Here is a 25,166-nt window from a genome sequence, read left to right on the forward strand (position 1 = left end):
CGGGTAGCTCCCAATCCGGAGACGGCACCGTATCTAACCCGAGACGTTCCACGAGCCGTGACTCACAGCCTGTGAAACTTCCAAACCCTTTTGGAACATCCCTCAAGCAAACGGCCGGTGAACGACGTGATATGCTCACGAACAGGGAGTCGGCCGAGACCACGACCGAATCGAAGCGGTTCCTCGTCAAGTGCGAGAGCTGTGCGTTCGAACACACCGTCGCGGACCGCGACGAAGCGGCGGTGATCGGCTCCGATCATCAACGGGAAACCCGCCACGAGGTCGTCGCCCTCGAGGTGCCGCCGGCGTTCGATCGATCCTGATCGGCGGATCGCCCCGACCGTTCGGCTTCGCGCTCGCAGCGGGCGTCGGGTGATCGCTCGAGCCGGCGGCTCGGACTCGAGCGGCGGCAGCTTCGAACGCACCACGGGACGGGGTCGTCGAACGGTCGAACCGTCTACCGCGGATCAGCGCCGCCACAACTGCGACCCGTCCGGACGGGAGGCAGCGCGAACTCGATACAGTGGTCCGTCTCAGTCGTCGTCTGCCAGCGCCCACTCACCGGGACCGGCCGACTCGAGGACGTCGCGTCGTTCCATCTCGGTCAGCACTTCGGGGACGCGACCGGGCTGGGCGATCTCCATCTCGATGCGATCGACGCCGTGGAATTCGGCGAGGTAGTGACGGATCTCCGCTTGCGTAAACGTCCGCTGGTCGGCTCGATCCATCACGGTCGAGACCAGATCGATCATGTCCTCGATGAAGTTCCACGGGTAGACGATCCAGGTCCACTCCGCCAGGTGTTCGCCGACGTAATCGGGCTCGTACTCGCTGGTACCGAGCAACTGCAGCGTCGCCGTGCGGACCTCGCCGGCGTTTCGATCGGTGACGTACTCGTAGGCGCGTTCGATCGAGCCGCCGGTGTCGGCGATGTCGTCGATGATGAGGACGTCTTTCCCCTCGACGCTCCCCTCCGGCATCGGGTAGCGAACGGTCGGTTCGCTGCTTTTCTCGGCGGTGCCGACGTAGTGTTCCATCTTCAGACTCGTCAGGTCGTCCAGTCCGAGGAAGTCACAGAGACAGCGCCCCGCGAACCAGCCACCGCGAGCGAGGGCGACGATGACGTCCGGTTCGAACGCGTCGTCGCGGACGTCGTCGCTCACGTCGCGACAGAGGCCGTAGATGTACTCCCAGGTGGTGATCGTACAGTCGAAATCGTCCGGTAGGTCGGACATCGTGCTCAGAACGTATTCACGGAACTGCGGCGCTTAAACGATGCGTCTTCGGCCGCTCGAGTCCGCGCCCGTCGGTCCCACCCGCCGACGGACCCGACCCCCGTTCGAGCGACCGCACCCCCGCCAGTTTCGGGCGTTGAGTCGCCGAACTATTCTGTTTGGGCCTCGAGTTCGACGGTTAGATTCGAACCGCCCTGAATAGCGATATCGTACCCGTTGTACGGAAACGAGACGCGAACGGTCGATAGATCTCGCGTTTCGGACGACTCGAACAGCGAGTCGAGCGCGTCCGGATTGATCGCGTCGTACAGCGGCGGCAGTTCGGTCGGTTCGGTGTTGGAAACGGCTGCAACGGACTCGACGACAGCCATCGTCGGGCTCTTCTCCGCCGAGAACGTGTAACGCTGATCGTCCATAGAACTGGTCCCCATCGAACTAGTTGAAAGGTGGTTCTGATTCATCGCCATGACGTGCCTTGCGAGGTAGGCAACAGTCTAGTATAAAAAACCACCTAAACTCGATCCAACTATCACGATCGTTTATTCCCTTCCCAACCGGAATCTGACAGTCACTCTCGAATATTTGATAGCGATTTCTTGCCGGCAGAGGCCGGAGAAAAGCGACAATAGGCGACTTCACAGGTAGCCGTGTTCTTTCTTCCCTTCGACAGGTAGCATCGTTTGCAGCCCACTCAATAGGCACGATTGCAGCGCAACTGATATATTACTCTATAATATAACCTAGTTATCGATGGCGCACACACAGATCGAAGCCGCCCGCGAGGGAACGATCACCGACGCGATGTACCGAGTCGCCGAACGCGAGAACCGCGACCCCGAGTTCGTCCGCGACCAGGTCGCCGAGGGACAGGCCGTAATTCCGGCCAACACCAATCACGACGCGCTCGACCCGATGATCATCGGGCGCGAGTTCGCGACCAAGGTCAACGCCAACATCGGGAACAGCGAGACGACGAGCGATCTCGAGGCGGAACTCGAAAAGCTCCACACGGCGGTCCACTACGGCGCGGATACCGTGATGGATCTCGGCACTGGGAGCGATCTGGACGCGATCCGCGAGACGCACGTCGACCACTCGCCGGTGCCGATCGGAACGGTGCCGCTGTACGAGGCGGTCAAACGGGCCGGCAGCCCGGCGGAGATCACGACGGAACTGCTGCTCGAGATCGTCGAGAAACAGGCGAGACAGGGGGTCGACTACATGACGATCCACGCCGGCATCCTCGCCGAGCACCTGCCGCTGACCGACGGCCGGAAGACGGGGATCGTCTCCCGCGGCGGGTCGATCGTGGCCTCGTGGATGGAAGCAAACGGCGAGCAGAACCCGTTCTTCCAGGTTTACGACGAAATTTGCGAGATCTTCGCCGAACACGACGTCACGTTCAGTCTCGGGGATAGCCTCCGACCTGGTTGTCTGGCCGACGCCTGCGACGACGCACAGTACGCCGAGCTGGATACGCTGGGGGAACTCACGCGTCGCGCGTGGGACCACGACGTGCAGGTGATGGTCGAGGGGCCGGGCCACGTCCCGATGCACAGGGTCGCCGAGAACGTCGAGCGCCAGCAGGAGGTCTGCGACGGCGCGCCGTTTTACGTCCTCGGTCCGCTCGTGACCGACGTCGCGCCCGGCTACGACCACATCACGAGCGCCATCGGCGCCGCGATGGCCGCCCAGGCCGGCGCGGCGATGCTCTGTTACGTGACCCCGAAAGAACACCTCGGCCTCCCCGACGAGGAAGACGTCCGCGACGGCCTGGCCGCCTACCGGATCGCCGCCCACGCCGGCGACGTGGCGAACGAACGGCCGGGCGCGCGCGACTGGGACGACGCTCTCTCGGAGGCCAGGTACGCGTTCGACTGGCGCGAGCAGTTCCGCCTCGCACTCGATCCGGACCGCGCGCGCGAGTACCACGACCAGACATTGCCCGAGGACAACTACAAGGAGGCCCGCTTTTGCTCGATGTGCGGCGCCGAGTTCTGCTCGATGCGGATCGATCAGGACGCTCGAGACGAAGGCGAGATGGAGTCGCTGACGAACGAGGAAGAGGCCACCGACCTCGAGTCCTCGCCGGCCGCGGAGGTAAACCGGCCGCCCGTGGGGACCCACGAGTCGGGCGACCTGCCGTCCGCCATCGACGATAGCGACGAGCGGTCGGTCGAACAGTTCGGTGACGATTGATACGGTTCCCCGTCCGTCAGCTCCAGCGCAATCGCGACCCGGGCGGCGGGTGCGTCGGGACATCGGGGCCGCAATCCGTATGAGACGATTCGCCGGGACGAGTACCGGAGTGACTGCAATCGGTCGCGGCTGCCCAAAAATGACGCGCGGTGGATCGTTCGTTTCGGTGCGATACCACCGTCGAACTGCCGCCCCGGGCGGCGAGCGGGTGGGTTTATAGTGGTTTACTCGTGACAGTTCGTTATTGTGGACTCTCCGAGACGCCGACGGCTACTGGCGGCAGTCTCTGCGGCGGCAGCCGCTTCCGTGGCTGGCTGCACCGAATTGGCGGGCGACGACTCGGCGGACGCGGGCGACGAGTCCGCCGACGGAAACGGAACCGGCGAAAACGGTGGGAACGGCGAGAACGGAACCGACGAAAACGCCGGGGACGGAGAAGACGAAAGCGAACCGGAGCCGGAACCGGAAACGGCGACGGAACTCACGGTTGCCTTCGTCGACGAACTCGGCGAGCGTCGGTTCGCCCGGGCGAGCGAGTTGAGTGACGGGATCGCCGCGGGGAACCTCGAGCAGTTCTGGATGGGGTATACGGCCGTCCACGGCGAGTTCGAAGAACTCCTCGGGACGGCCGAGCCCGACGAGCTTACTCCCCAACAGGAACGACAGATCGGTCAGCTGGACGTCGTCGACGCTACGATATCGTTCGCCGATCGAACGGACGAACTCCGCGTCGCCGTCGACGGTGGCGCCGTCGTCTTCGCCGACTACAACAGCGAGTACGAACGCCCCGACTACGTCGATCGCGGTTCGTTCACCGAATCGTCGGTAACCGTTTCGACTGGCGACTGTCCACTCGATGGGATCGCTACCATACCAACGCCGACGGCACGCGACGCCGACGAGGTACCGGGCGTCGTTCTCGTCCACGGGTCCGGCCCGGCGGACATGGACTACGCGAGCTACGGCACGCGAATGTTCGCCGATCTGGCAACCGGCCTTGCGAGTCGGGGCATCGCGACGCTCCGGTACGACAAACGAACCGCCGTCTGTGCGGTCGACCCCGAAGACCACACGCTGGATCACGTTACCGTCGACGACGCGCTGGCCGCGATCGACGAACTCCGCGCTCTCGACGGCGTCGACCCTGACCGGATCGTCGTCGCCGGCCACAGCATGGGCGGGAAAGCGGCGCCGCGGATCCTCGACCGGGACGGCGAACTCGCCGGCGCCGCCGTGCTCGCCGCACCGGCGCGGCCGATGTTTACGCTCTTCGAGGAACAGTACGAACACTTCGCCACCGTCGGCGACTACGAGTGGCCGGAGATGGAAACCGCGTACGAGCAGACGCAGGCGGCGATCGAACGCGTCCAAACTGGCGCGTACGACCGCGACGAAATCCTCCTCGAGTACCCCGGCGCACTCTGGGCGAGTCTCGAAGGGTACGACCCGGTCGAGACTGCACGCGCCGTCGACGAGCCGCTGTTTTTCTTGCAGGGCAGTCGGGATTACCAGGTCACCCTCGAGGACGACTTCGAACTGTGGGAACGCGAACTCGCGGAGCGGCCGGACACGACGTTCGAAACCTACGACGGGCTCGATCATCGGTTCATGTCGGGCGATGGACCGTCGGTGAGCGGCGAGTACATGGTTCGAAACAACGTCGAGCGGGCGGTCGTCGACGACCTCGCCGACTGGGTCGCCGAGCGGTACCCTCACTCGAGAGAGACCGCGTCGAGGACCGAGGATTGATGCCCCTCTCGACCCACCACCGTCGTATGGACACGACTCGTATCTTACAGGTCGACGCGTTCACGGACGAGCCGCTGGCCGGCAATCCTGCCGGCGTCGTTCCCGAGGCCGACGGCCTCGCCGACGACCAGCTGCAACGCATCGCCGCCGAGATGGCCGTCAGCGAGACGGCCTTCCTCCGCTCGAGCGACGACGCGGACTACGAGGTCCGATACTTTACGCCGACCCAGGAGGTCGACCTCTGCGGGCACGCGACCATCGGCTCCTTCGCCCACCTCCACGACGAGGGCCTCGAGGCCGGAACGTACACGCTCGAGACGAACGTTGGGGTCCTCGAGATCGACGTCGAATCGGACGGCTCGGTCTGGATGTCCCAAGACGAGCCGCGGATTCGCGAGGTTGACGTCGGCTACGACCGCGTCGCCGACGCCCTGGGCGTCGATCAGGCTGCCCTCGAGGGGGCGAGCGACGACATTCCTCTCGCCGTCTCCTCGACAGGTCTGCCGTTTCTGATCGCCCCGATCACGTACCTCTCGGATCTCGGCAGCGCCGAGCCTGATATGAACGCGGTCGAGGAGCTAACCGACGCCGTCGACGCGACGGGGGTCTACCTCTTTACGTTCGACGCGCTCGACCGGGAATCGACGCTTCACGGGCGGATGTTCGCGCCCGGCGCCGGCGTCCCCGAAGATCCCGTGACGGGAACCGCAAGCGGCGCCGTCGGCGCCTACCTCGATCGCTTCGGCGCGTTCGACGACGACTTTCCCGACGAGCTTCGCCTCGAGCAGGGCCACTACGTCGACCGCCCTGGCACCGTCCGCGTTCGCGTCGACGACGGGGTTCGGGTCGGCGGCCGCGGCGTGACCGTCCTCGACGGCTCGCTGGTCGTCCCCGAGTCGACGGACGACGAGATCCTCGAGGCCTGAGACGGTTTGCTGTACCTCTGTATCACCGATCGCCAGAACGGGTCGCCGATCGGCGGTAAGTGACTACAGTACCCGGTCTGAGGGTCCACGAATCCGTCGCGGACCGACAGTCAACGACGGCGACCTGTTGTTTCATGGTGGTATGTGTCGTACCAGCAACCCGAAGATGTCCGAGAACACTACGGATCCGGCCCTCGAGGACGTCGACGAGGTGGTCCACGACCCCAGTCGGTCGTTCGTCGAGTCGACCAACGTCTACGACTTCATGGAAACGTACGGGATCGACGACTACGACGAACTCATCGCGCGAACGACCGGCGAGGTCGAGGGCGAGCCCGAAAGCGGGGTCGACTGGTTCTGGGACGAACTCGTCGACTACCTCGACATCGAGTTCTACGAGCCCTACGACGAGGTGCGCGACGACAGCGAGGGGCCGCAGTTTTCCGAGTGGTATCCCGGCGGCGAACTCAACGTCGCCCACAACGTCGTCGACCGCCACGCCGCCCGCGACGAGGAGCGGCGCAACAAAGTAGCGACGATCTGGGAGGGCGAAGACGGCCAGGTCCGGGAAGTCACCTACCACGAACTCCGTCGGCAGTCGAATCAGGTCGCCAACGCGCTCGAGGAACGGGGGATCGAGACGGGTGACACGGTGGGGCTCTACATGCCGATGGTGCCCGAAGTCGTCTCGATCCTCTACGGTTGTTTCAAGGCTGGAGCGATCGCGGTTCCGATCTTCTCGGGGTTCGGCGTCGACGCCGCCGCGACCCGGATCGCGGATTCGGAATGTTCGGTCCTCTTTACCGGCGACGGCTTCTCGCGTCGCGGCGATCCGGTCTTCCTCAAGTCCGCGGCCGACGAGGCGGTCGAGGAGGCGGGCTACGTCGAGGAGACGATCGTGTTCGACCGGCTGGGATCGAGTGATCCCTCGAGCGAGCACGAAATCCCGTGGAACGACGAACGCGACGAGTGGTGGGACGACGCCGTCGAAACGCAAGACGACGACTATGACTCGAAGTCCCTCGACTCGAGTCAGGAGTCGATGCTGCTCTACTCCTCCGGCACCACGGGCGAGCCAAAGGGGATCGTTCACACCCACGCGGGCGTGCAGGTCCAGTGTGCCAAGGAGGTCTACTTCGGGATGGATCTCAAGCCGGCCGACCGCTTTTTCTGGGTCTCCGACATCGGCTGGATGATGGGGCCGTGGACCCTGATCGGCACCCACACCTTTGGCGGGACGGTCTTCATGTACGAGGGTGCACCCGACCATCCCGAGCCGGATCGCTTCTGGGAGATGATCGACCGACACGAGCTCACCCAGTTCGGCATCTCGCCGACCGCGATTCGGGCGCTGCGAAAACACGGGGACGAGTGGCTCGAGGGTCACGACCTCTCCTCGCTTCGGCTGCTGGGCTCGACGGGCGAGCCGTGGGATCCCGAATCGTGGCAGTGGTTCTACGAAAACGTCGGCAACGGCGACGCACCGATCATCAACTTCTCCGGCGGCACCGAGATCTGTGGCTGCTTCCTGATGCCGATGCCGAACCAGCCGCTGAAGCCGTGTACGCTGGGCGGACCGGGGCTCGGCATGGATATCGATATCGTGGATCGTGGTGGAAATTCGGTCCGGGAGGACAACCAGCGAGGCTTCCTCGTGGCTCGAGATTCCTGTCCCTCGATGACGAAATCGCTCTGGTCCGGCGACGAACGCTACCTGAACGAGTACTGGTCGACGTTCGAAGACATGTGGAACCACGGCGACTGGGCCCAGAAAGACGCGGACGGCTTCTGGTTCCTCCACGGCCGGGCCGACGACGCACTCAACGTGGCCGGCCGGAAAGTCGGCCCCGCGGAGGTCGAAGGGGCACTCATCGACCACGAATCCGTCAATCAAGCTGCAGCTATCGGGGCTCCCGACGAGACGACGGGAACCGCCGTCGTCACGTACGTCATTCTCGAGAGCGGCTTCGAGGAATCCGACGACCTCAAGGCGAAACTCCGTACGCAGGTCGGTGACGAACTGGGCAAGCCGTTCCGGCCGCGAGAGATCCTGTTCGTCGACGACCTGCCGAAAACGCAGTCGGGCAAGATCATCCGACGGGCCATCGAGGCGACGTATACGGGCGAGGAGCTCGGCGACATGAGCAGCATCGAGAACCCCGAGGCGCTCGAGGAACTCGAGGACGCGCGGTAGCGACGCGATCAAACCGGCCAGCGACGTCGTACCGGGTCGTTCGGTACCGCCTCACAGACCGAGACCCGTCGCGAGCCATTCAAAACGCTCCCCGCGTACCTAGGCATATGACCGACGACGAGTCCCACGATGAGGTCGTGCCGGGTACCGATGAGGAGCTGTCAACGGCCGACGTTCGCGGCTACGACTTCCGCGGCGAGTTCGACTTTCAGCAACTGCTCGAGTCCTACGAGACGACCGGCTTTCAGGCGACCCAGCTCGCGGAGGCGATCGACATCGCCGAGCGAATGCAAGATGAGGACGCGACGATCTACCTGACCTGCACCTCGAACATCGTTTCGTCGGGGCTGCGCGAGGTCGTCGCCGCGCTCGTCCGCGAAGGGTACGTCGACGTGTTGATCACGACGTCCGGCTCGCTTACGGAGGACGTCATCAAGACCGCGAAGCCGTTCAAGATGGGTGAATGGGACGCCGACGAGGCCGAACTCCGCGAGCGCGGGATCAACCGACTGGGTAACATCTTCGTCCCCTCCGATCGGTACGTCTGGCTCGAGGAGTACCTCTACGACTTCTTCGACGACTTCTTCGCGGAGAAGAAGGTTCGGACGCCGACGGCCTTCGCCCGCGAACTCGGCGAGACGCTCGAGGACGAGGACTCGATCCTGAAACAGGCCGCCGACAACGACGTAACGGTGTACTGTCCGGCGCTGACCGACGCCGAGGTCGGGAACTTCCTCTACTACTACCGGCAGGGGTACGACTCGGACGTGGGAATCGAGATTCTGGACGACTACGACTCGCTGATCGAGGAGGGAATGCTCGCCGATACGACCGGCCTCATCGCGGTCGGCGGCGGCGTTCCGAAACACCACGCGATCATGACGAACCTCTTCCGGGGCGGTGCCGACTACGTCGTCTACATCTCGACGGGGATGGAAGGCGACGGCTCGCTGTCCGGTGCGCCGCCGAACGAGGCCGTCTCGTGGGGGAAGATCAAGGAGGCCGAGAAGAACTACACCCAGGTCGAAGCGGAAGCAACGCTCGTGTTCCCGCTGCTCGTGGCGGCTGCATTTAACTGACGCTGCGTGAGCCACTCGAAGACGCGATAGTCGGCGAGGAAACGGCCCACGTCATCGGGTTCTTCCCGAACACAGCACTGAATGCAACGAGGAGCCACTCGAGCCGTTCGGGACGGCAGAGATCACGGTCGAACCTGCCCCGTCCGAGGAGCCCCGGGACGAGTAGCGAGTCGATCCACTCGTCCGCCGATCAGCCCCGTTTTTATCGTTGCTATCGACGGCTATCAGTGAAGCCGCGAGCGGGGATCGAGTACCTCGACCGGATGGGCCGCGTCACGGTCGAGTACGTCCTCGAGTTGGTCCTCACACGAGGTGCCGCTGGCGACGACCAGGCGGTTCTGTGCTTCGGGGGCGGTGAACTGCTCGGCGAGTCGGTCGCCGACGTCCATGCTCAACTCGTAGTACTCCTGTTTGTAGCCAAAGGAGCCGGCCATTCCACAGCACTCGACGTCGCTCTCGACGACGTCGTAGTCGAGGGTCTCGAAGACGGCTCGAGTGTAGCGGTCGACGCCGAGCGTGCGCTGTTGACAGTGGGAGTGGTAGGCAACGTCCGGCCCGCCGTCGCCGGTTCGCAGTCGTGCCCCGTTGGCCCCGTTCTCGAGACAACCGTAGACGTACTCGAGGATCTCGTAGCTGCCATCCCGGAGTCGCTCGAACGAGGTCTCGGGAAGGAACTTCTCGTACTCGCTGTGGAACATCGCCAGATCGCTCGGTTCGATGACGACGACGTCGCGGCCGGCATCGAGGTGTTCAGCGAGCCCGGCGTAGACGCGACTCGCCTTCGTGTCGGCGGTCGCGATCATCCCCTGTGAGAGCGGCGCCCGGCCGCTTTCCCCGACCGCCGGAACCCGAACGTGGACGTCCATGGCCTCGAGGACGCGGACGGCCGCTTTTCCGCGGTCGACGTCGATGTAGTTCGTGTAGGTGTCGGGGTAGAGGACGGCCTCGCGCTCGGCGTCGGCGGCGGAGACGCGGGGGCCACGCGACTCGAACCAGTCGACGAGCGTCTCGCGTTCGAACGCGGGCAGCGAGCGGCGGCGATCGATCCCGACGGTCCGTTCCAGAACCGACCTGACGGGCCCGAGATCGGCCAGCCAGTTCGAGACGGGTGCTGTCGCACTCCCAAGTTTCGCCAGCGTCTCGTAGTTGCCAAACAGTCGCTTCTGGGGGTCGATGCTCCCGGTATCTTCCTCGTCGGGGACCAGTTCGTCGTAGACGAACTCGAAGCGGCCGTCGTCGCCCTCACGGTTGATCCGATCCCTGACGACGGTATTGATCCACGGGATGTCGATCTCGACCGGACAGGCCTCGACACAGCGCGAGCAGCCAGTACAGAGGTCGTTGAACGCGGCGGCACTCTCCTGGCCGTGGACGCCGGCTTCCCAGCCGGTCGCGATCCCGCCGGTGTAGGTCTCACCACCGAAGGCGTGGCCGCCGACGGACTGGAAGTTTCCACAGGTGTTTGCACACGCCGAACACCGGATACAGTACAGCGTCTCCCGAAGGTGGTCGTCCTCGCGCATCGCCATGCGGCCGTTGTCGATCAACACGAGGTGGAACTCGCGGTCGTCGTCACGGTCGGCGAGCGCCACGTCGGATTCGTCGAAATCCACGACGGGGGAGTCGACCGGCGGCGTCAACAGGGAGACGTACGAGGTGATGTCCTGACCCGTCCCCGAGCGACCGATCAGCTCGATAAAGGGCGCGAGGTCCTCGACGGATGGAACGATCTTCTCGACGCCCGCAACCGCGACGTGGGTGTCGGGAACGACGGCCGTCTTCCGGGCGTTGCCCTCGCTCGTTACGAGCATGAGCGACCCCGAGTCGGCCGTGATGACGTTTGCACCGGTCATCCCGATATCGGCGTCGACGATCAGCTCTCCCAGCCGGTCCCGGGCGAACGTCGTCAACTCCTCGGCGGTCTCGAGCGGTTCGTCGGGCTCGAACTGCTCGTTGAACAGCCGGGCGATCTCGTCTTCGGACTTGTGAATCGCCGGGGCGACGAGGTGTGACGGCGCTTCGTCGGCGACCTGCAGGACCCACTCACCGAGGTCGGTTTCGACGACGTCGACGCCGTCGGCCTCGAGGGCCTCGTTGACCTCGAGTTCCTCGCTGGTCATCGACTTCGATTTGACGAGTCGCTCGGCATCGTTCTCGTCTGCGATCTCGCGGATGTACCGGTTGGCGTCGGCCGCGTCGTCGGCGAGATACACCGTCCCGCCGTTGGCCTCGACGGTCTCGGTGAGTTCGTCGATCAGCTCCGGTAGTCGCTCGATGGCGTCTTCTTTGATCGCGCGGGCCTCGCTTTTCAACGCCTCGTAGTCCTCGAGGTCGGCGACCGACTCGTAGCGGCCCTCGTTGAACCCGAGCGTGTTCGCCTCGATGGCGTCACCTTCCGTCTCGAGGAGATACCGGATGTGGTCGGACTTTCGCTCGCGTGTGCCACCGCTCGTATTCATTCGTCATCACCGCCGGTCTCGAGGAGGACGACGTGAACGGCGTTCGGGCCGTGGGCTCCCTCGACCAGCGCGCCCATGTCTGCGGTTGCACTGGGGCCGGTCGCGACGATGGCGCTGCCACCGTCTCGCAGTTCCGGACCGAGCCGCTCGATGGCCGTCGGCATGTCGGCCACGAGGTCGCGCTCGTGGAGCACCGGGACGTGCAGTTCCGGAAAGAGACTGACCGGTTCGCTTCCCTCGGACGTCGAGGGCAAGACGACGCTCCCGTAGTCGGCGATCCCAAACGAGGCAGCCGTAACGCTCGTCATCGCCGCCTCGAGTGTCGCCGGCGTCGGTTCGTCGTCGACCCACTCGGGGAGCGAGACGTCCTCGAACGGAAGAGGTGTTCCGACGACTGGTTCGGTTACGACTTCCTGTAGCGTCGACTCGAACGCGGCCGGGGTGGTTCGGGTCAGTGCAACGTCGAGGTCGGCCAGTGCCTCCTCGAATCGGTTGCGGATCGACCCTGACTCGGCGCTCATATCTCGTGCGTTCGGTCCCACCATCATCACTGTTCTGCTCCACGGGGCCGTCCTCTCCGGTATTTTCGATGGTAAATCATGTTATCGACCGCGACGAAACCGACGGATGCTCTCGACTGGATCGAACCCGATCCCCGACCGAATTTCGGCCGGAAGCGTTGACGTCGCTGGAAACGACGCGAGCCCGTCGGCAAACGCCTCTAGATCGATCGGTACGTGGATCCGATAGCCGTAGGGCGGTCCGTCCGTAACGTGGACGGCGATCTTCTCGCGGGCGACTGACCGGCCGTCGTAACAGACGATCCGGTCGATCTCGTCGTAGGGGACGACGATCGTCCGGTCGGCCGACTCACGAACGCCCCCGAGTCCCTGCTCGCGGTACGTCCGGGCCAGCCTGGTGGCTTCTCTCCTTGGCGTACCGGTCAACAGGCCGACGACCGGCGTGATCGTTCCGTACTCGGCGACGAGCAGGTAATCCGTGGTGAAATACAGGTCTGCAAGTCGGAGCGGGACCGTTCCGGTCATCCCGAAGTGGACGTGGACGCCGACGCTCGGCTCGGCCCCGGGACGGTCGTCGCTCACCGACGGCCTCCGTCATCACGGCCGTCCGACGCTCGATCCTCGAGTGGGGTGGCCGAACGTGGCTCGAGGTCGTCCGCCGGTCTATTTTCGAACGCCCAGTTCAGGAGCAACACCGCACCGACAACGAACGGAACGCCGACGACGAGACGGCCGGTAAACGCGAAGAAGCCACCGACGGCGATCCCACCGAGTCCGAGCGCGATCGCGCCCCGTTGTCCGGTCGTGTACTCGCGGGCCACGCGTCCGGCAGCATCGTCGTCCGCGCCACGGTCGTCTCGGACCGCGCGCTCGGCAACGTACGTACACGCCATCACCGTGAGAACGAGGACGACGACCACCGTTTCGACCGGCTCGGAGACGGGTACACCCACCGCGTCGGGTCCAGTTCGAGTCGCGACGATGACAGCCAGTCCGCCGAGGTAGATCGCCATACGCCGTGTAGCGAGCCACTGTAGTCTCTCGAGTACGGACGCCATCACTGACCACTCGCCACCGGGGGCGGATAACTCCCGCGATCAGTCCGGTCGCTCCCCGTCGTCGACGACCGCCGAGGGATCGCGTCGGTAGGTCGCGACCGCGCTCTTCCAGATCACGTACGCCTGGACCCCGAGAAAGACCAGCCAGAGGAGATAACCGCCGGGCGCACTGCCGACCACGCCGATCTCCGTTCGGAACGCCGTGAGGCCGAAATCGTGCTCGAGGGTCAGTCCCAGCAGGAGGACGCTGAGATAGCCAAAGAAGCTAGATGCCCACCACATGGCGACGACCCGTATCCAGCCCGGCGAGACGTGATCGGGGAGCCGCAGGCTGTTGATCAGCAAGATCAGGGCCGTGTACGGCCACATCATCAGCCCGGACATCGCAGCGCCAACGACGAGCAGTCCGAACGGGTTCTCGACCGGAATCGGCAACGCGAGGATCGCGATCCCCCACAGCACGAAAACAGTGAGCAGCCCCCAGAAGATTCGCGAGAGGTTCCAGCCGGCCTCCCGGCCGTAGGCCTCGTAGATGACGTCGGCGCTGTTACGGACGAACGATTCGATGATCGCATACTGTGTCGTAAAGAGGGCGACGAAGAGGACGAGATAGACGAGCACGCCGCCGAGCACGCTCAACTGGGGGACAATCTCGTAGAGCCACATGCTCACCGCGTCGCGGTCGGTGCCCGCAGCGTACTGTGCTGCGATCGCCATCATCGCGGTCGAGACCGCAAGGAGCCCGACGACGAACGTCAGGAAATGCTCGAGTCGTGCGACCCGCCACCAGGCCGTCCACCGCTTTCGGTTCCGCTCCGTCGGTCGTGGGAAAAAGCCGTCACGCTGGACCGGTTCTGGCTCGTCGCCGATGAGAGGGTTTTTGACCCGCCCCTGGTATTTCCCCATTCCGTATCCCTTCTCGCGCACCCAGAGACTCTGTGAGAGGTTGAGATAGCCCCCAGCCCCGGCGAACGCGACCCCGCCGAGGAACGCGGCGATCTCGGTTTCGGGTGGAAGGCTTCCGAAGCTCACTGCACCGCCGGGAACCGACCCGAGTTCGGGGAATGCGCCGGCTACGAGAAAGAGGACGAGCGCGAGGACGGACGTCAACGCGACGAGAGCGAGCTGTATCCGTTCGACGATGTTGTACATGAGCGGCGTCAGCTGGTAGGTGAGCCAGACGACGATCATCAGGACGATCCCGAACGCCCGCCAGCCGGGGAGTTCGTATCTGCCGACGGTGAGGTCGTATCCGCCGATCCCGATACCGCTTGCGCCGACCTCGGCAGCACTCGCCGCCCACCCCGGCCAGCCGAGGCTGACGAGACCAAGCCCCAGGAACACGAGCGGCCAGACGGGGTGGACGCGATCGAATGCGCGAAAGACGCTCTCGCCGGTGAGCAACGTCCAGCGCTGAATCTCCGTGTTGATCACGAACTGCGTGAGGACGCCGATCCAGAACGCCCAGTACAGCGCCCAGCCGTACTGAGCGATCAGACCGGGCCAGAACAGCGTCTCCCCGCTCCCGAGCGAGGCACCGAGCATGATCGCACTCGGCCCGACGAGGTGTCCGACTCTCGGCACCTTCGGGAGATCGAGCAGGCGAAAGCGTCCGCCGGTCCCTCGCTCCGGCGCGGTCTCGTCTTCGGGCGCGACCTCGAGGTTGTCGTAGGCGACGGGGACGTACGTCGAGGCGCGGTACCCCGTGGCGTCCTCGTCGTCGACGTAGACGTCGTCGTCATCGGCGTCGGCGGTCCGGGCCGATCGGTCAGTCACGGGTGGACACCTCCGTCGATAGCCCGTCAGCGGCCGGACATCCCGAACCGATCCCGGCCCGTCGACGACGTCGGTTCACGCCACGAACCTGGCGTACCATCGTAGTAAACGTATTGTTCGCGAGCGGTCGTCCATCGACAGCCGCCAGACGATCGAACCCTCGAGGATTCGGTCCGATATATCGGGCACGGAACGCCATTAGCCGCCGAGGTAGTGCCAGATGTGGCCCCGTTCCTGGGGTGGATCGACGCCGGGAAGTTCTCGCAGCGCGGGCTGGATCGCGTTCCACCATCCTTCTGCCGTCTCGAACCCGGCCGGGTATTGGGGAAACACGTCCTGCAGGAAGTCCGACTTCTTCGCACTGGGATTCTCCGTGAGATATTCGTAGGAGGCATGCAGTGCCTCTCGGCGGTCCTCGAGAGTCTCACCGGTACCCGGTAACTCCACCTCGTTCATCGCAGACCGTACGGCCGTCGGAACGGAGTCGTCCCGACCGGATGGTTCGTGAGTGGGCGTCTCGAGTGGTTTCCACCAGACACGTCCTCGAGCGCCGACTTTGCGCGTCTCGAGAACCCCGTCTTCGACGAGTTCGTTCAGTTTGTTGTGGGCCGTCCGACGCGAGCAGTCGAGCGCCTCCATCACGTCACCGGCGGTCAGCGGTCGTGCACGGTCCGTCCGCGATTCGAACACTTCGAGGGCGTCGCTCGCGGGAATCCGGTCGACGTACTGGCCGTTCTCGTTTCGTTCCCGATCGCGCGCCATACTCGAGACACCTCGTCGGGGACCGCATAAACCTTTACACACAACTGTGGCGACTGATTCAGACAACTGAATTGGCCGATACACACGTATGTATCGTCGCTGTGACCGTCACGGCGTCGGACGGTAATACCGTGTAGAGCGTCTCAAACAGAATATTTGCCGTTACATACAACTACACTGGACTCTCGTTTCGATCGGTACCGATCGGCAAAACCGTCGTGACAGCCGCGGACACCGCCGCTACCGGTCTACAGCCGTTTTATACAGTCCTTTCGACGTGAAAAGTGAGAATAACGCGTCAACGACCGTTACAGACGCCGTTCCGAACTCGCCTGTTCGATAGTTATATATGATGGATATCCTCATCCTCTGACGATGCCAGACCGAATTCACGATGAAACGAAGCGTGGTATCGCAACACTCTGGACGAATGCCGGTGATGGCGGTGCTTAGCAGTGCAGTGCTGGCGCTTTTACCGCTCGTCGTCGTCGCCGTTCTGTTGGTCGGATTTCTGTGGCCGGCCGAGCGAGCGATGCCGGTCGCGTGGCTCGTCGCGGCGGTCGTCGGCTTTGCGATCTGGGACATGCCAGTCGAGTGGATCGCCGCCGCGAGTATCCGTGGCGGACTGGCCGCACTCGAGATCCTCTGGATCGTCTTCGGTGCGCTCGTGTTGTTGTACACGCTGATGCGCTCCGGAGCGGTCGATACGATCAACGATGCGTTTGCCTCGATCAGTGAGGATCGACGCGTCCAGGTCGTGTTGCTCGGGTTCTTTCTCGCGACCTTCATCGAGGGCGTCGCCGGCTTCGGGACGCCCGCAGCCGTCGTCGCACCGCTGTTGCTCGCACTCGGCTTCCCGGCGCTTGCCGCAGTCGTCGCGGCACTCGTCGGTCACGCCGTCGCGACGGTGTTCGGAGCGGTCGGAACGCCGATCATCGTCGGCTACGAGCAACCGCTCGGGAGCGTCGAGCCGACGATAGCCACCGAAGGGATGTCGGTCGCGAGCTATTCGGCCTCGGCGGCCGGCTGGGCTGCCGTGTTCAACGGTATCCTCGGCGTGTTGATGCCGCTTTTCGCCGTCGGAATGGTCGTCTACTTCTTCGGCGACCCAGACGAGCGGTCGCTGGCCCCGCTTCGAGGTGTGGTTCCGCTCTGTCTGGTCTCCGGCGTCTCGTTTGCCGTCCCGTACGCACTGACGGCGTGGTTCATCGGTCCCGAGCTTCCGTCGCTGCTCGCCGCGATGGTCGGTGGCGCCGTCGTCGTCGGCCTGCTCAGGGCCGGCTACCTCGAGCCCGACGACACCTGGGAGTTCCCACCCCGCGACGAGTGGCCCGACCACTGGGTCGGGACCATCGAACCGGGCGGTGATGGGACGGGCGCTGCGACCGGTAGCGAGCACTCGATGTCGTTGCTGCGTGCGTGGTCGCCGTACCTGATCCTCGTCGTGTTGCTGATCGGTACCCGGGTTATCGAAGCGGTCGCCGAGCGACTAGAGGGAGATCCCGTCGTGTCGATCGAAACCGGCCTCGGTACCTTCTCGATCGGTCCGGTCCTCGAGTGGTCAGCGATTCTCGGGACCGAACTGGGCGGCGCGATCAGCTGGGCGTACGTCCCCGGCACCTGGCTCGTGGTCAGCGCGCTGATCGCCGTTCCGCTGTTTCGGATGGACGCCGACGAGGTCGTCGGCGCATGGCGTGACGCCGGCAGCAAAATCGTCTCGCCGCTGATCGCGCTCGTGTTCGTCATCGCGATGGTCGAGATCATGCTCGAGACCGACGCCCACGTCGAAGCTGACGTCGTGGCGGCCGCCTCGGTCCCTGACGGGAGCATGATCGTCGTGCTCGCGGAAGCGACCGCGACGGTGATCGGGCCCGCATACCCGATGATCGCCCCGGCTGTCGGCGCGCTCGGTGCCTTCATCGCCGGTTCGATTACGGTCAGTAACATTACCTTCAGCGCGTTCCAGTTCGAAGTCGCCCAGACACTCGACATGCCGACGCAGATCCTGGTCGGTGCCCAGTCTATCGGTGGCGCGATCGGGAACGTCATCGCGATCCACAACGTGATCGCCGCACTCGCGACGGTCGGCCTCGTTGGGAAGACCGGACGCGTCGTCCGGCTCAATCTTATCCCTGTCGCGTACTATCTGCTCGTGGGCGGTATTCTAACGACAATCGCCGTCTACGTGCTGTTTCCGACGATCTTCTAAGCATCGACCACTGACCGTCTATCAGTTAGCCACCCAAACGTTCCCCCCTCATCGAATCCAATGACGATCACACCACCCACCGAACGTGACCCAGCCAACGATCCGAACGCCAACTACGATTACCGAAGCGACGACGTCGAACGACCCGACCTCGTCGCCGACCTCGAGCGGCGAGTCGAAGGTGACGTTCGCTTCGACTCCTACTCCCGACAGCTGTACGCGACCGACGCGAGTATCTACGAGGTGACGCCGATCGGCGTCGTCTTCCCGCGATCGACCGCCGACGTCGCTCGCGTCGTCTCCTACTGTGCTGACAACGAGATTCCCGTCCTCCCGCGGGGCGGCGGCACCAGCCTCGCCGGCCAGACGGTCAACGAGGCCGTCGTTCTCGATTTCACGACGTACATGGACGACGTCGTAGAGATCGACCCCGACGAGCGACTGGCGACCACCCAGCCGGGGATCTACCTCGAGTCGCTCAACGAGGAACTCGAGCCCCACGACCTGAAGTTCGCACCTGACCCGGCGTGGGGCGACAAGAGCGCGCTCGGCGGCGCGATCGGGAACAACTCGACGGGCGCACACTCCCTGCAGTACGGCAAGACCGACGCCTACGTCGAGGAGGTCGAGGTCGTCCTCGCGGACGGCACTGTCACGACCTTCGGCGAGGTCACCATCGAAGAGGTTCCGGAACTCGCCGACGGTGACGACCTCGAGTCGGCGATCTACGCGGCAGTCGCCCGAATTCTCGAGGAGGAGGGCGAACTCATCGATGACGCCTATCCCGACCTGAAGCGAAACGTCTCCGGATACAATCTCGACTGGCTCGTCGAGGACGCCTATGGCGGCGAACGCGGTGTCGGCGAACCCGACGCCGAGGGTGGGACGATCAACCTCGCGAAACTCCTCTGTGGCAGCGAGGGAACCCTCGCGGTCGTCACCGAGGCGACCGTCTCGCTCGAGCCGATTCCCGAGGAAAAGAGCATGGCGTTGCTCGCCTACGACACGGTACTCGAGGCGATGGACGACGTCGAGCCGATCGTCGAACACGACCCGGCCGCAGTCGAAGTGCTCGACGACGTAATGATCGACCTCGCGCGGAACACACCCGAGTTCGCACCCGTGACAGAGATCCTTCCCGACGGAACGGCCGCGGTCTTGATCGTCGAGTTCTACGCCGACGACGTCGCCGACGGCAAACGGAAGGTCGCAAATCTGCTCGCGGATCGCTGTCCGAGCGTCGATCCGGACGGCGAAGCCGACGACGAAGACGAGCGGACGATCACGGAGACGGAGACGCTGGCGTTCGACGCCGTCGAGGCCTACGACGCCGACAGTCGCACGAAGATCTGGAAACTGCGTAAATCCGGCCTCCCGATCCTGCTCTCGCGGACGACCGACGAGAAACACGTCGCCTTCATCGAGGACACCGGTATCCCGCCGGAGAACCTCCGAGCGTTCGTCGCCGACTTCCAGGAGGTCCTCGAGGACCACGACACCTACGCCAGCTTCTACGCCCACGCCGGGCCGGGCGTCTTACACATCCGGCCGCTGGTGAACACGAAGACCGACACGGGACTCGAGGAGATGGAATCGATCACCGACGCCGTCACCGACCTCGTCGTCGAATACGACGGCTCCGTCTCGGGCGAACACGGCGACGGACGGGCCCGCACCCAGTGGAACCGGAAACTGTACGGCGAGGAGGTCTGGGAGATCTTCCAGGAGCTGAAGACGGCGTTCGACCCCGACTGGCTGCTCAACCCTGGCCAGGTCGTCTTCCGCGACGACGACCCGACCGACATGACCGAAAACCACCGCTTCGGCCCCGACTACGAGTTCGACGCCGGCTTCGAACCGGTCCTGGAGTGGGACAACGACCAGGGCTTTCAGGGAATGACCGAACTCTGTCACGGCTGTGGCGGCTGTCGTGGCGAACAGTCCACGACCGGCGGCGTGATGTGTCCGACCTTCCGGGCCGAAGACGAGGAGATCCTCTCGACACGTGGTCGGGCGAACATGCTCCGGCAGGCGATGAGCGGCGACCTCGATCCCGACGAACAGTTCGACGACGAGTTCGTCGAAGAGGTACTCGACCTCTGTATCGGCTGTAAGGGCTGTAAACACGACTGTCCGAGCGGGGTCGACATGGCCAAGCTCAAAGCCGAACTTACCTACGAACACCACAAGCGAAACGGCGTCTCGCTTCGCGATCGGTTCTTTACGAACTTCGAGACGATCGCGAAGGTCGGTTCCGCGACTGCCCCAGTCTCGAACTGGGTGGCGAAGCTGCCCGGCAGCGGCGTCCTCACCGAGAAAGTACTCGGCATCTCCCGGGAGCGGGACCTCCCGACGTTCGAGCGCAACACGTTCGCGAAACGCGTCGCGGACCGTCGACCCGCGGTGGCGGCCCACGAGGCCGATCACAAGGTCGTCCTCGTGCCCGACATCTATACCAACCACGAGTATCCCGAGGCCGGCGACGCAGCCCTCGAGGTGCTCGAGGCCGCCGGTGTCCACGTCGAGGTCGCCGACCCGCGAGACGTGGGCCGCCCGGCCTACTCGAAAGGGCTGCTCGATCAGGCCGCCGAGGACGCGACGGAAACCGTCCACGAACTCCTGCCGTACGTCGAGGAGGGCTACGACGTGGTGTTGATCGAGCCCTCCGACGCCGTCATGGTGCAGTCGGACTACCTCGATCTGTTCGATCACCCGGAGGTCGAGGCAGTTGCCTCGAGCACCTACGGTGTCTGTGAGTATCTCGATCAGTTCGATCTCGACGCCGAGATCGCCTTCGATGCCCCCGACGAGCACCTCGCCTACCACGGCCACTGCCACCAGAAGGCCCACGCGAAAGACCACCACGCCGTCGGCGTGCTCCGGCGTGCGGGCTATGCGGTCGATCCCCTCGACTCGACGTGCTGTGGGATGGCCGGCTCCTTCGGCTACGAGGTCGAACACTACTCGATGAGCAAGGCGATCGGCGAGGTCCTCTACGAACAGGTCGACGACAGCGCGGCCGAGCGCGTCGTCGCCCCCGGCGCATCCTGTCGCACTCAACTCGAGGACCGTCCCGGCGCGACCGAGGAACCCCCGACACCGATCGAGGTCGTCGCCGAGGCACTCGCCGAGCGACGATAGACACGGTCGATGCGGACTGCTGTACCGAGTTCCCGCCGATCGTCGCCCCCGTCCTGGCGATCGACGGGCAGTGACGACAGGAGACCGTAGAAACGAGGTCCCGGGTTCGGCGACGACGGCCGACAACGGCCGACGTGCGATCTCATCGACAGCTCGAGCGCTCGAGCGCCCTACTCGAGGTCCATCGACTCCTGGCGATCGGTCGTTCACTTCGCGATGTCTTTGATCGCGGGCTCCGCGAGCGTGATCTCGATGACCCGTGTCTCACTCGAGAGCGACACGCGACCGGTCGGAACGGGGCCGAGTGTTGCCCGCTGCGTCATACGGGTTACTGTCCGGCAGGTCCGGCGCACCCGCGACCCGGGCGACGGTTGCGCCGGAACATTGGTACAGCAATCCGTCTCAGTCGTCGCTCGGCGCCACGACGGCTTTCCGGGTCGAACCGTAGTTGGTACCAGCGGTGATCGACTCGGGTTCTTTGACGACGTAGAGGACGACCAGCCCAGTGACGATGTACTTCGTGACGATGTCGAGGACGCTGTAGCCCCACGAGGTGATCGCGACATCGAGCACGGCGATTCCTTCGACGCCGAGTCCCCACAGGATCGGATAGCCGAACCAGCCGATGACGGTGAGGAGTTTCAGCGTGTTGAACAGGTCGGCGGTCCCCGTCGTCTCGGCTTCGGCCGTCCAGTCGACCATGATGATGTAGACGATCACGAGGAAGAACGTCGAACTGATGACGAACCACCACCAGCGCATGAAGACCGAGGAGGTGGTCAGCGCGGCGGCAAGGCCGGTCACGCACATCGCGATCGTGAACGCGCAGGTCGTCATGATTTTCGTCAGGTTCGACCCCGCGATCAACCCGAGCACGATGAGGATAAACGGCGTCGAGAACGTCCAGGTAAGGTACCGCCCCCACATGGTCAGGACCGCTTCGCCGGCTCGCGGGTGGCCCGCAGGCATCTCGATGAAACTTATCGTAAGCCCGGATGTGAGGGCCGTGTAGCTCGAAATCGAGACGATCGAGATCAACATCGTCGCGACGAGGATGAGGTTGGCTCGTGGATCCGTTACGCCCCGCCCCATCGCGACGATAAACAGGATCGTCAACCCTGCGAGCGCGATGTTGGTCACGAACGACAGCGCGAGCAGCGTGTCGTCGAAGACGTACTCGAAGATCTCCGACTGCGTTTCTGGCGTCTGGAGGACGACCTGCCGGGAGGTCGCCGCCAGTATGTCAACGGAATGCATGTCTACAGTATGACGTTCGGTGGTAACCCGAAAGAGAACGGAGCCATACCAGTAAGGGGAAATCGATGCTGGTCCCGGTAGTCGGTGTATTCGGCCGATAAAAAGAGTCTACAGCCCCTATGACGCCGATCGTTGCACGTTTTTTGCGGTTTCTCGCCGGTGATGGGGAGGGCTCGAGCCGGAGCGTAGCGAGTGGGCGATCAGGTCCCGTCGGGTGGCCCGCATCAGCGACGCGACCGCTCGCCGGTCGCCGGTCGCTTCGGGTCCGTCCCGTTACGTTTTACCCCCACGGGCTCGAATCGCCTCCAATGACTGCCCAGACCGTCCAGCAGGGCGACCTCGTGACCGTCATCGGCCTCGAGGTCCACGTCCAGCTGGAGACCGACACGAAGATCTTCTGTGGCTGTTCGACCGAACAGACCGACGAACCCAACGAGAACGTCTGCCCGGTCTGTCTCGGCCTCCCCGGTGCCCTGCCCGTGTTGAACGAGGCCGCCGTCGAGGCCGCCGTCAAGATCGGGAAGGCGATCGACGCCGACATCCCCGAGGAGACGCGGTTCCACCGGAAGAACTACTACTACCCCGACCTGCCCAAAAACTTCCAGATCACCCAGTACGACGAACCGATCTGTGCCGACGGTGACCTCGAGGTCGCCGTCGAGGGCGACCGCCGAACGGTGACGATCGAGCGGGCCCACTTAGAGGAGGACCCGGGGAGCCTCCAGCACGTCGGCGGCGGTGGCGGCATCGATTCGGCCGACTACACCCGCGTCGACTACAACCGCGCCGGCACGCCGCTGATGGAGATCGTGACGGCGCCGGACTTTCGCAGCCCGAGCGAGGTGCGGGCCTTCCTCGCCGAACTCGAGGAAGTCCTCGAGTATCTGGGCGTCTTCGACGCCGAGCGCGACGGCAGCCTGCGCATCGACGCCAACCTCTCGATCATCCCCGAGGCGGAGATCGAGAGCGGCGACGTGACCGACATCGGCGCGGACGCGCTGGCGGCGGCAAACCGCACCGAAGTGAAGAACATCTCGAGTCACAAGGGCGCCGAAAAGGCCCTGGCCTACGAGGAGACCCGCCAGAAGAACGCGATCCAGCGCGGCCGCGCGGTCGAACAGGAGACCCGCCACTGGGACGAGTCGCGCGGAATCACGGTCTCGATGCGCTCAAAAGAAGAGGAGAAAGACTACCGCTACTTCGAGGAGGCCGATCTCCCGCCGCTTCGCGTCTCGGGCTGGAAAGAGGAGATTGCGATTCCGGAACTCCCCTCCGCGCGACGCGAGCGCTTCCAGGCGGAGTACGGGTTAAACGAAGAGGCCGCCTCGAAGCTCACCTCGACGAAGCAGGTCGCGGACTTCTACGAGGACGTCGCCGGCGAGTTCGATCCCGATCTGGCCGCGACCTGGGTCGCGGACAACCTGCTCGGCGAACTCAACTACCGCGACATGGACATCGTGGAACTCGAGGGGCGTCTCGAGGAGGTCACACGACTCGTCGAACTCGTCGCCGAGGACGAGATCACGGCGAAAAACGCCCACGAGACCGTGCTCCGCGGAATGCTCGACGACGGCGAGGCGCCAGACGAGATCGTCGAGGAAGAGGGGCTTGGCAAGACCGACGAGGACGAGGTCCAGCAGGCCGTCGTCGAGGCGATCGACGAGAACCCCGACGCCGTCGACGACTACGAGTCGGGCGATGACGGCGCGATCAACTTCCTCGTGGGACAGGTCATGCAAAAGACGGGCGGCAGCGCGGATCCCGGTGACGTCAACCAGTTGTTGCGGGCCGAACTCGAGCAGTAATCCGACCGCAGCCGCTCACAGGCCGTTTTTCAGCACGCGGTCGACGCCGCGTCGCAGTCGCTCGGACGCCGACTGGCCCGAAATCCCTAACGCCGACCCGATCTCGTCCGTCGAGGCTTCTCGTGGAACCTCGAAGTAGCCCATATCGCGGGCCGTGACCAGCGCCTCGTGTTGTTCGCGCGTGAGGCCGAACGGCGGTTCGTCGGCCGCAGACTCCCGAGTCAGTTTCTCGAGGTGAAACGTCGCTCCCCGGTCCAGACAGAACGTCCGAAACTCCGCGAGCGTTTCGCGGTCGGGAAACCGAGATCGGAGCCACCAGCCCTCGTCGGTCACGATCCCGTTGAGCGGCGTTCCGCCCAGATCCATGTACTTCTGATAGATCGGGAGCGGCGGGTCGCGGATCGTCGTTCGGTAGAGGGCGCTTTCCCCGTACTCGTCGAGGACCATAACATCCGAGACCGTCGGATCGTCCGCCAGCGCGTCTCGAAACTCGTAGTCGACGTCGTCGACGGTCCGACAGATCGTCACCGGTCGATCGCGGTCGACGGGGAGGACCCGTTCGATGTACACCGTCGGCTCCGTGACCGCTGCAACTGCGTCCGTCAGGGGAAGATCGAGCGACGCCACCCGAAATTCCGTGATGATTCCCATCGGTCGAATTTGCCTCCGTACTTAAACTGCCTGCTGTGCGAGATATAATCTCATCGGAATTCCGTCAGTATTCCACTGTAGTAATGCTGATGGAACTGCAGCCGCGACCTGACATCTCCGCTCTCCACTCCCGGGTCGACACTCG

Annotated in this window: 19 protein-coding genes; 9 read left to right on the top strand and 10 right to left on the bottom strand. The window is 64.3% G+C overall.

Annotation, left to right across the window (positions count from 1 at the left end; genetic code table 11):
- Window positions 1-131: 131 nt before the first annotated feature.
- Entirely contained in the window at window positions 132-323 is a 192-nt protein-coding gene (locus tag C493_RS02630) for a hypothetical protein (RefSeq protein WP_007257847.1), read from the top strand.
- A gap of 210 nt (window positions 324-533) precedes the next feature.
- Here the strand turns inward: C493_RS02630 and C493_RS02635 are convergent, their stop codons facing one another.
- Both C493_RS02635 and C493_RS02640 read right to left on the bottom strand, forming a co-directional pair.
- Window positions 534-1,235, bottom strand: coding sequence for a phosphoribosyltransferase (locus tag C493_RS02635; protein ID WP_007257848.1), 702 nt, complete (start codon window positions 1,233-1,235; stop codon window positions 534-536).
- Window positions 1,236-1,384: 149 nt separating this feature from the next.
- Complete coding sequence (locus C493_RS02640; protein ID WP_007257849.1) at window positions 1,385-1,651, bottom strand: HalOD1 output domain-containing protein; 267 nt, start codon at window positions 1,649-1,651, stop codon at window positions 1,385-1,387.
- A gap of 334 nt (window positions 1,652-1,985) precedes the next feature.
- On the opposite strand from C493_RS02640, the gene thiC reads away from it, so the two are divergent.
- From thiC to C493_RS02665, 5 genes are all read left to right on the top strand, one after another.
- Complete coding sequence (gene thiC, locus C493_RS02645; RefSeq protein WP_007257850.1) at window positions 1,986-3,434, top strand: phosphomethylpyrimidine synthase ThiC; 1,449 nt, start codon at window positions 1,986-1,988, stop codon at window positions 3,432-3,434.
- Window positions 3,435-3,758: 324 nt separating this feature from the next.
- Window positions 3,759-5,183, top strand: coding sequence for an alpha/beta hydrolase family protein (locus C493_RS02650; RefSeq protein WP_007257851.1), 1,425 nt, complete (start codon window positions 3,759-3,761; stop codon window positions 5,181-5,183).
- 26 nt (window positions 5,184-5,209) lie between these two features.
- Complete coding sequence (locus C493_RS02655; protein ID WP_007257852.1) at window positions 5,210-6,109, top strand: PhzF family phenazine biosynthesis protein; 900 nt, start codon at window positions 5,210-5,212, stop codon at window positions 6,107-6,109.
- Window positions 6,110-6,275: 166 nt separating this feature from the next.
- Window positions 6,276-8,303, top strand: coding sequence for an AMP-binding protein (locus tag C493_RS02660; protein ID WP_007257853.1), 2,028 nt, complete (start codon window positions 6,276-6,278; stop codon window positions 8,301-8,303).
- A 107-nt stretch (window positions 8,304-8,410) separates the two neighbouring features.
- Window positions 8,411-9,382: a deoxyhypusine synthase gene (locus C493_RS02665; RefSeq protein ID WP_007257854.1), complete on the top strand. Its 972-nt coding sequence runs from the start codon at window positions 8,411-8,413 to the stop codon at window positions 9,380-9,382.
- Between the two features lie 224 nt (window positions 9,383-9,606).
- Here C493_RS02665 and C493_RS02670 read toward each other — a convergent pair whose 3' ends face one another.
- The 6 genes from C493_RS02670 to C493_RS02695 form a co-directional block, all read right to left on the bottom strand.
- On the bottom strand, window positions 9,607-11,841 hold the full coding sequence (locus C493_RS02670; RefSeq protein WP_007257855.1) for an LUD domain-containing protein: 2,235 nt from the start codon (window positions 11,839-11,841) through the stop codon (window positions 9,607-9,609).
- A complete protein-coding gene (locus tag C493_RS02675) occupies window positions 11,838-12,362 on the bottom strand; it encodes an LUD domain-containing protein (protein WP_007257856.1) in 525 nt (174 codons plus the stop codon). Before C493_RS02675 ends, C493_RS02670 begins: the two co-directional genes overlap by 4 nt.
- Window positions 12,363-12,443: 81 nt before the next feature.
- Window positions 12,444-12,944: a hypothetical protein gene (locus C493_RS02680; protein WP_007257857.1), complete on the bottom strand. Its 501-nt coding sequence runs from the start codon at window positions 12,942-12,944 to the stop codon at window positions 12,444-12,446.
- Window positions 12,941-13,375, bottom strand: coding sequence for a hypothetical protein (locus tag C493_RS02685; RefSeq protein ID WP_007257858.1), 435 nt, complete (start codon window positions 13,373-13,375; stop codon window positions 12,941-12,943). Before C493_RS02685 ends, C493_RS02680 begins: the two co-directional genes overlap by 4 nt.
- Window positions 13,376-13,459: 84 nt before the next feature.
- On the bottom strand, window positions 13,460-15,196 hold the full coding sequence (locus C493_RS02690; RefSeq protein ID WP_007257859.1) for an Nramp family divalent metal transporter: 1,737 nt from the start codon (window positions 15,194-15,196) through the stop codon (window positions 13,460-13,462).
- Between the two features lie 198 nt (window positions 15,197-15,394).
- A complete protein-coding gene (locus tag C493_RS02695) occupies window positions 15,395-15,958 on the bottom strand; it encodes a helix-turn-helix domain-containing protein (RefSeq protein ID WP_007257860.1) in 564 nt (187 codons plus the stop codon).
- Window positions 15,959-16,397: 439 nt separating this feature from the next.
- On the opposite strand from C493_RS02695, the gene C493_RS02700 reads away from it, so the two are divergent.
- Together C493_RS02700 and C493_RS02705 are read left to right on the top strand one after the other, a co-directional pair.
- Complete coding sequence (locus C493_RS02700; RefSeq protein WP_007257861.1) at window positions 16,398-18,167, top strand: L-lactate permease; 1,770 nt, start codon at window positions 16,398-16,400, stop codon at window positions 18,165-18,167.
- Between the two features lie 60 nt (window positions 18,168-18,227).
- Window positions 18,228-21,308: an FAD-binding and (Fe-S)-binding domain-containing protein gene (locus tag C493_RS02705; RefSeq protein ID WP_007257862.1), complete on the top strand. Its 3,081-nt coding sequence runs from the start codon at window positions 18,228-18,230 to the stop codon at window positions 21,306-21,308.
- 402 nt (window positions 21,309-21,710) lie between these two features.
- On the opposite strand, the gene C493_RS02710 is transcribed toward C493_RS02705, so the two are convergent.
- On the bottom strand, window positions 21,711-22,565 hold the full coding sequence (locus tag C493_RS02710; RefSeq protein ID WP_007257863.1) for a bacteriorhodopsin: 855 nt from the start codon (window positions 22,563-22,565) through the stop codon (window positions 21,711-21,713).
- Window positions 22,566-22,873: 308 nt separating this feature from the next.
- Between C493_RS02710 and gatB the strand changes: the two genes are divergently transcribed.
- Window positions 22,874-24,370: an Asp-tRNA(Asn)/Glu-tRNA(Gln) amidotransferase subunit GatB gene (gene gatB, locus C493_RS02715; RefSeq protein WP_007257864.1), complete on the top strand. Its 1,497-nt coding sequence runs from the start codon at window positions 22,874-22,876 to the stop codon at window positions 24,368-24,370.
- A 15-nt stretch (window positions 24,371-24,385) separates the two neighbouring features.
- Here gatB and C493_RS02720 read toward each other — a convergent pair whose 3' ends face one another.
- Entirely contained in the window at window positions 24,386-25,021 is a 636-nt protein-coding gene (locus tag C493_RS02720; protein WP_007257865.1) for a helix-turn-helix domain-containing protein, read from the bottom strand.
- Window positions 25,022-25,166 lie beyond the last annotated feature (145 nt).

The sequence above is a fragment of the Natronolimnohabitans innermongolicus JCM 12255 genome, from assembly GCF_000337215.1.
In the GTDB taxonomy this organism is placed as follows: domain Archaea; phylum Halobacteriota; class Halobacteria; order Halobacteriales; family Natrialbaceae; genus Natronolimnohabitans; species Natronolimnohabitans innermongolicus.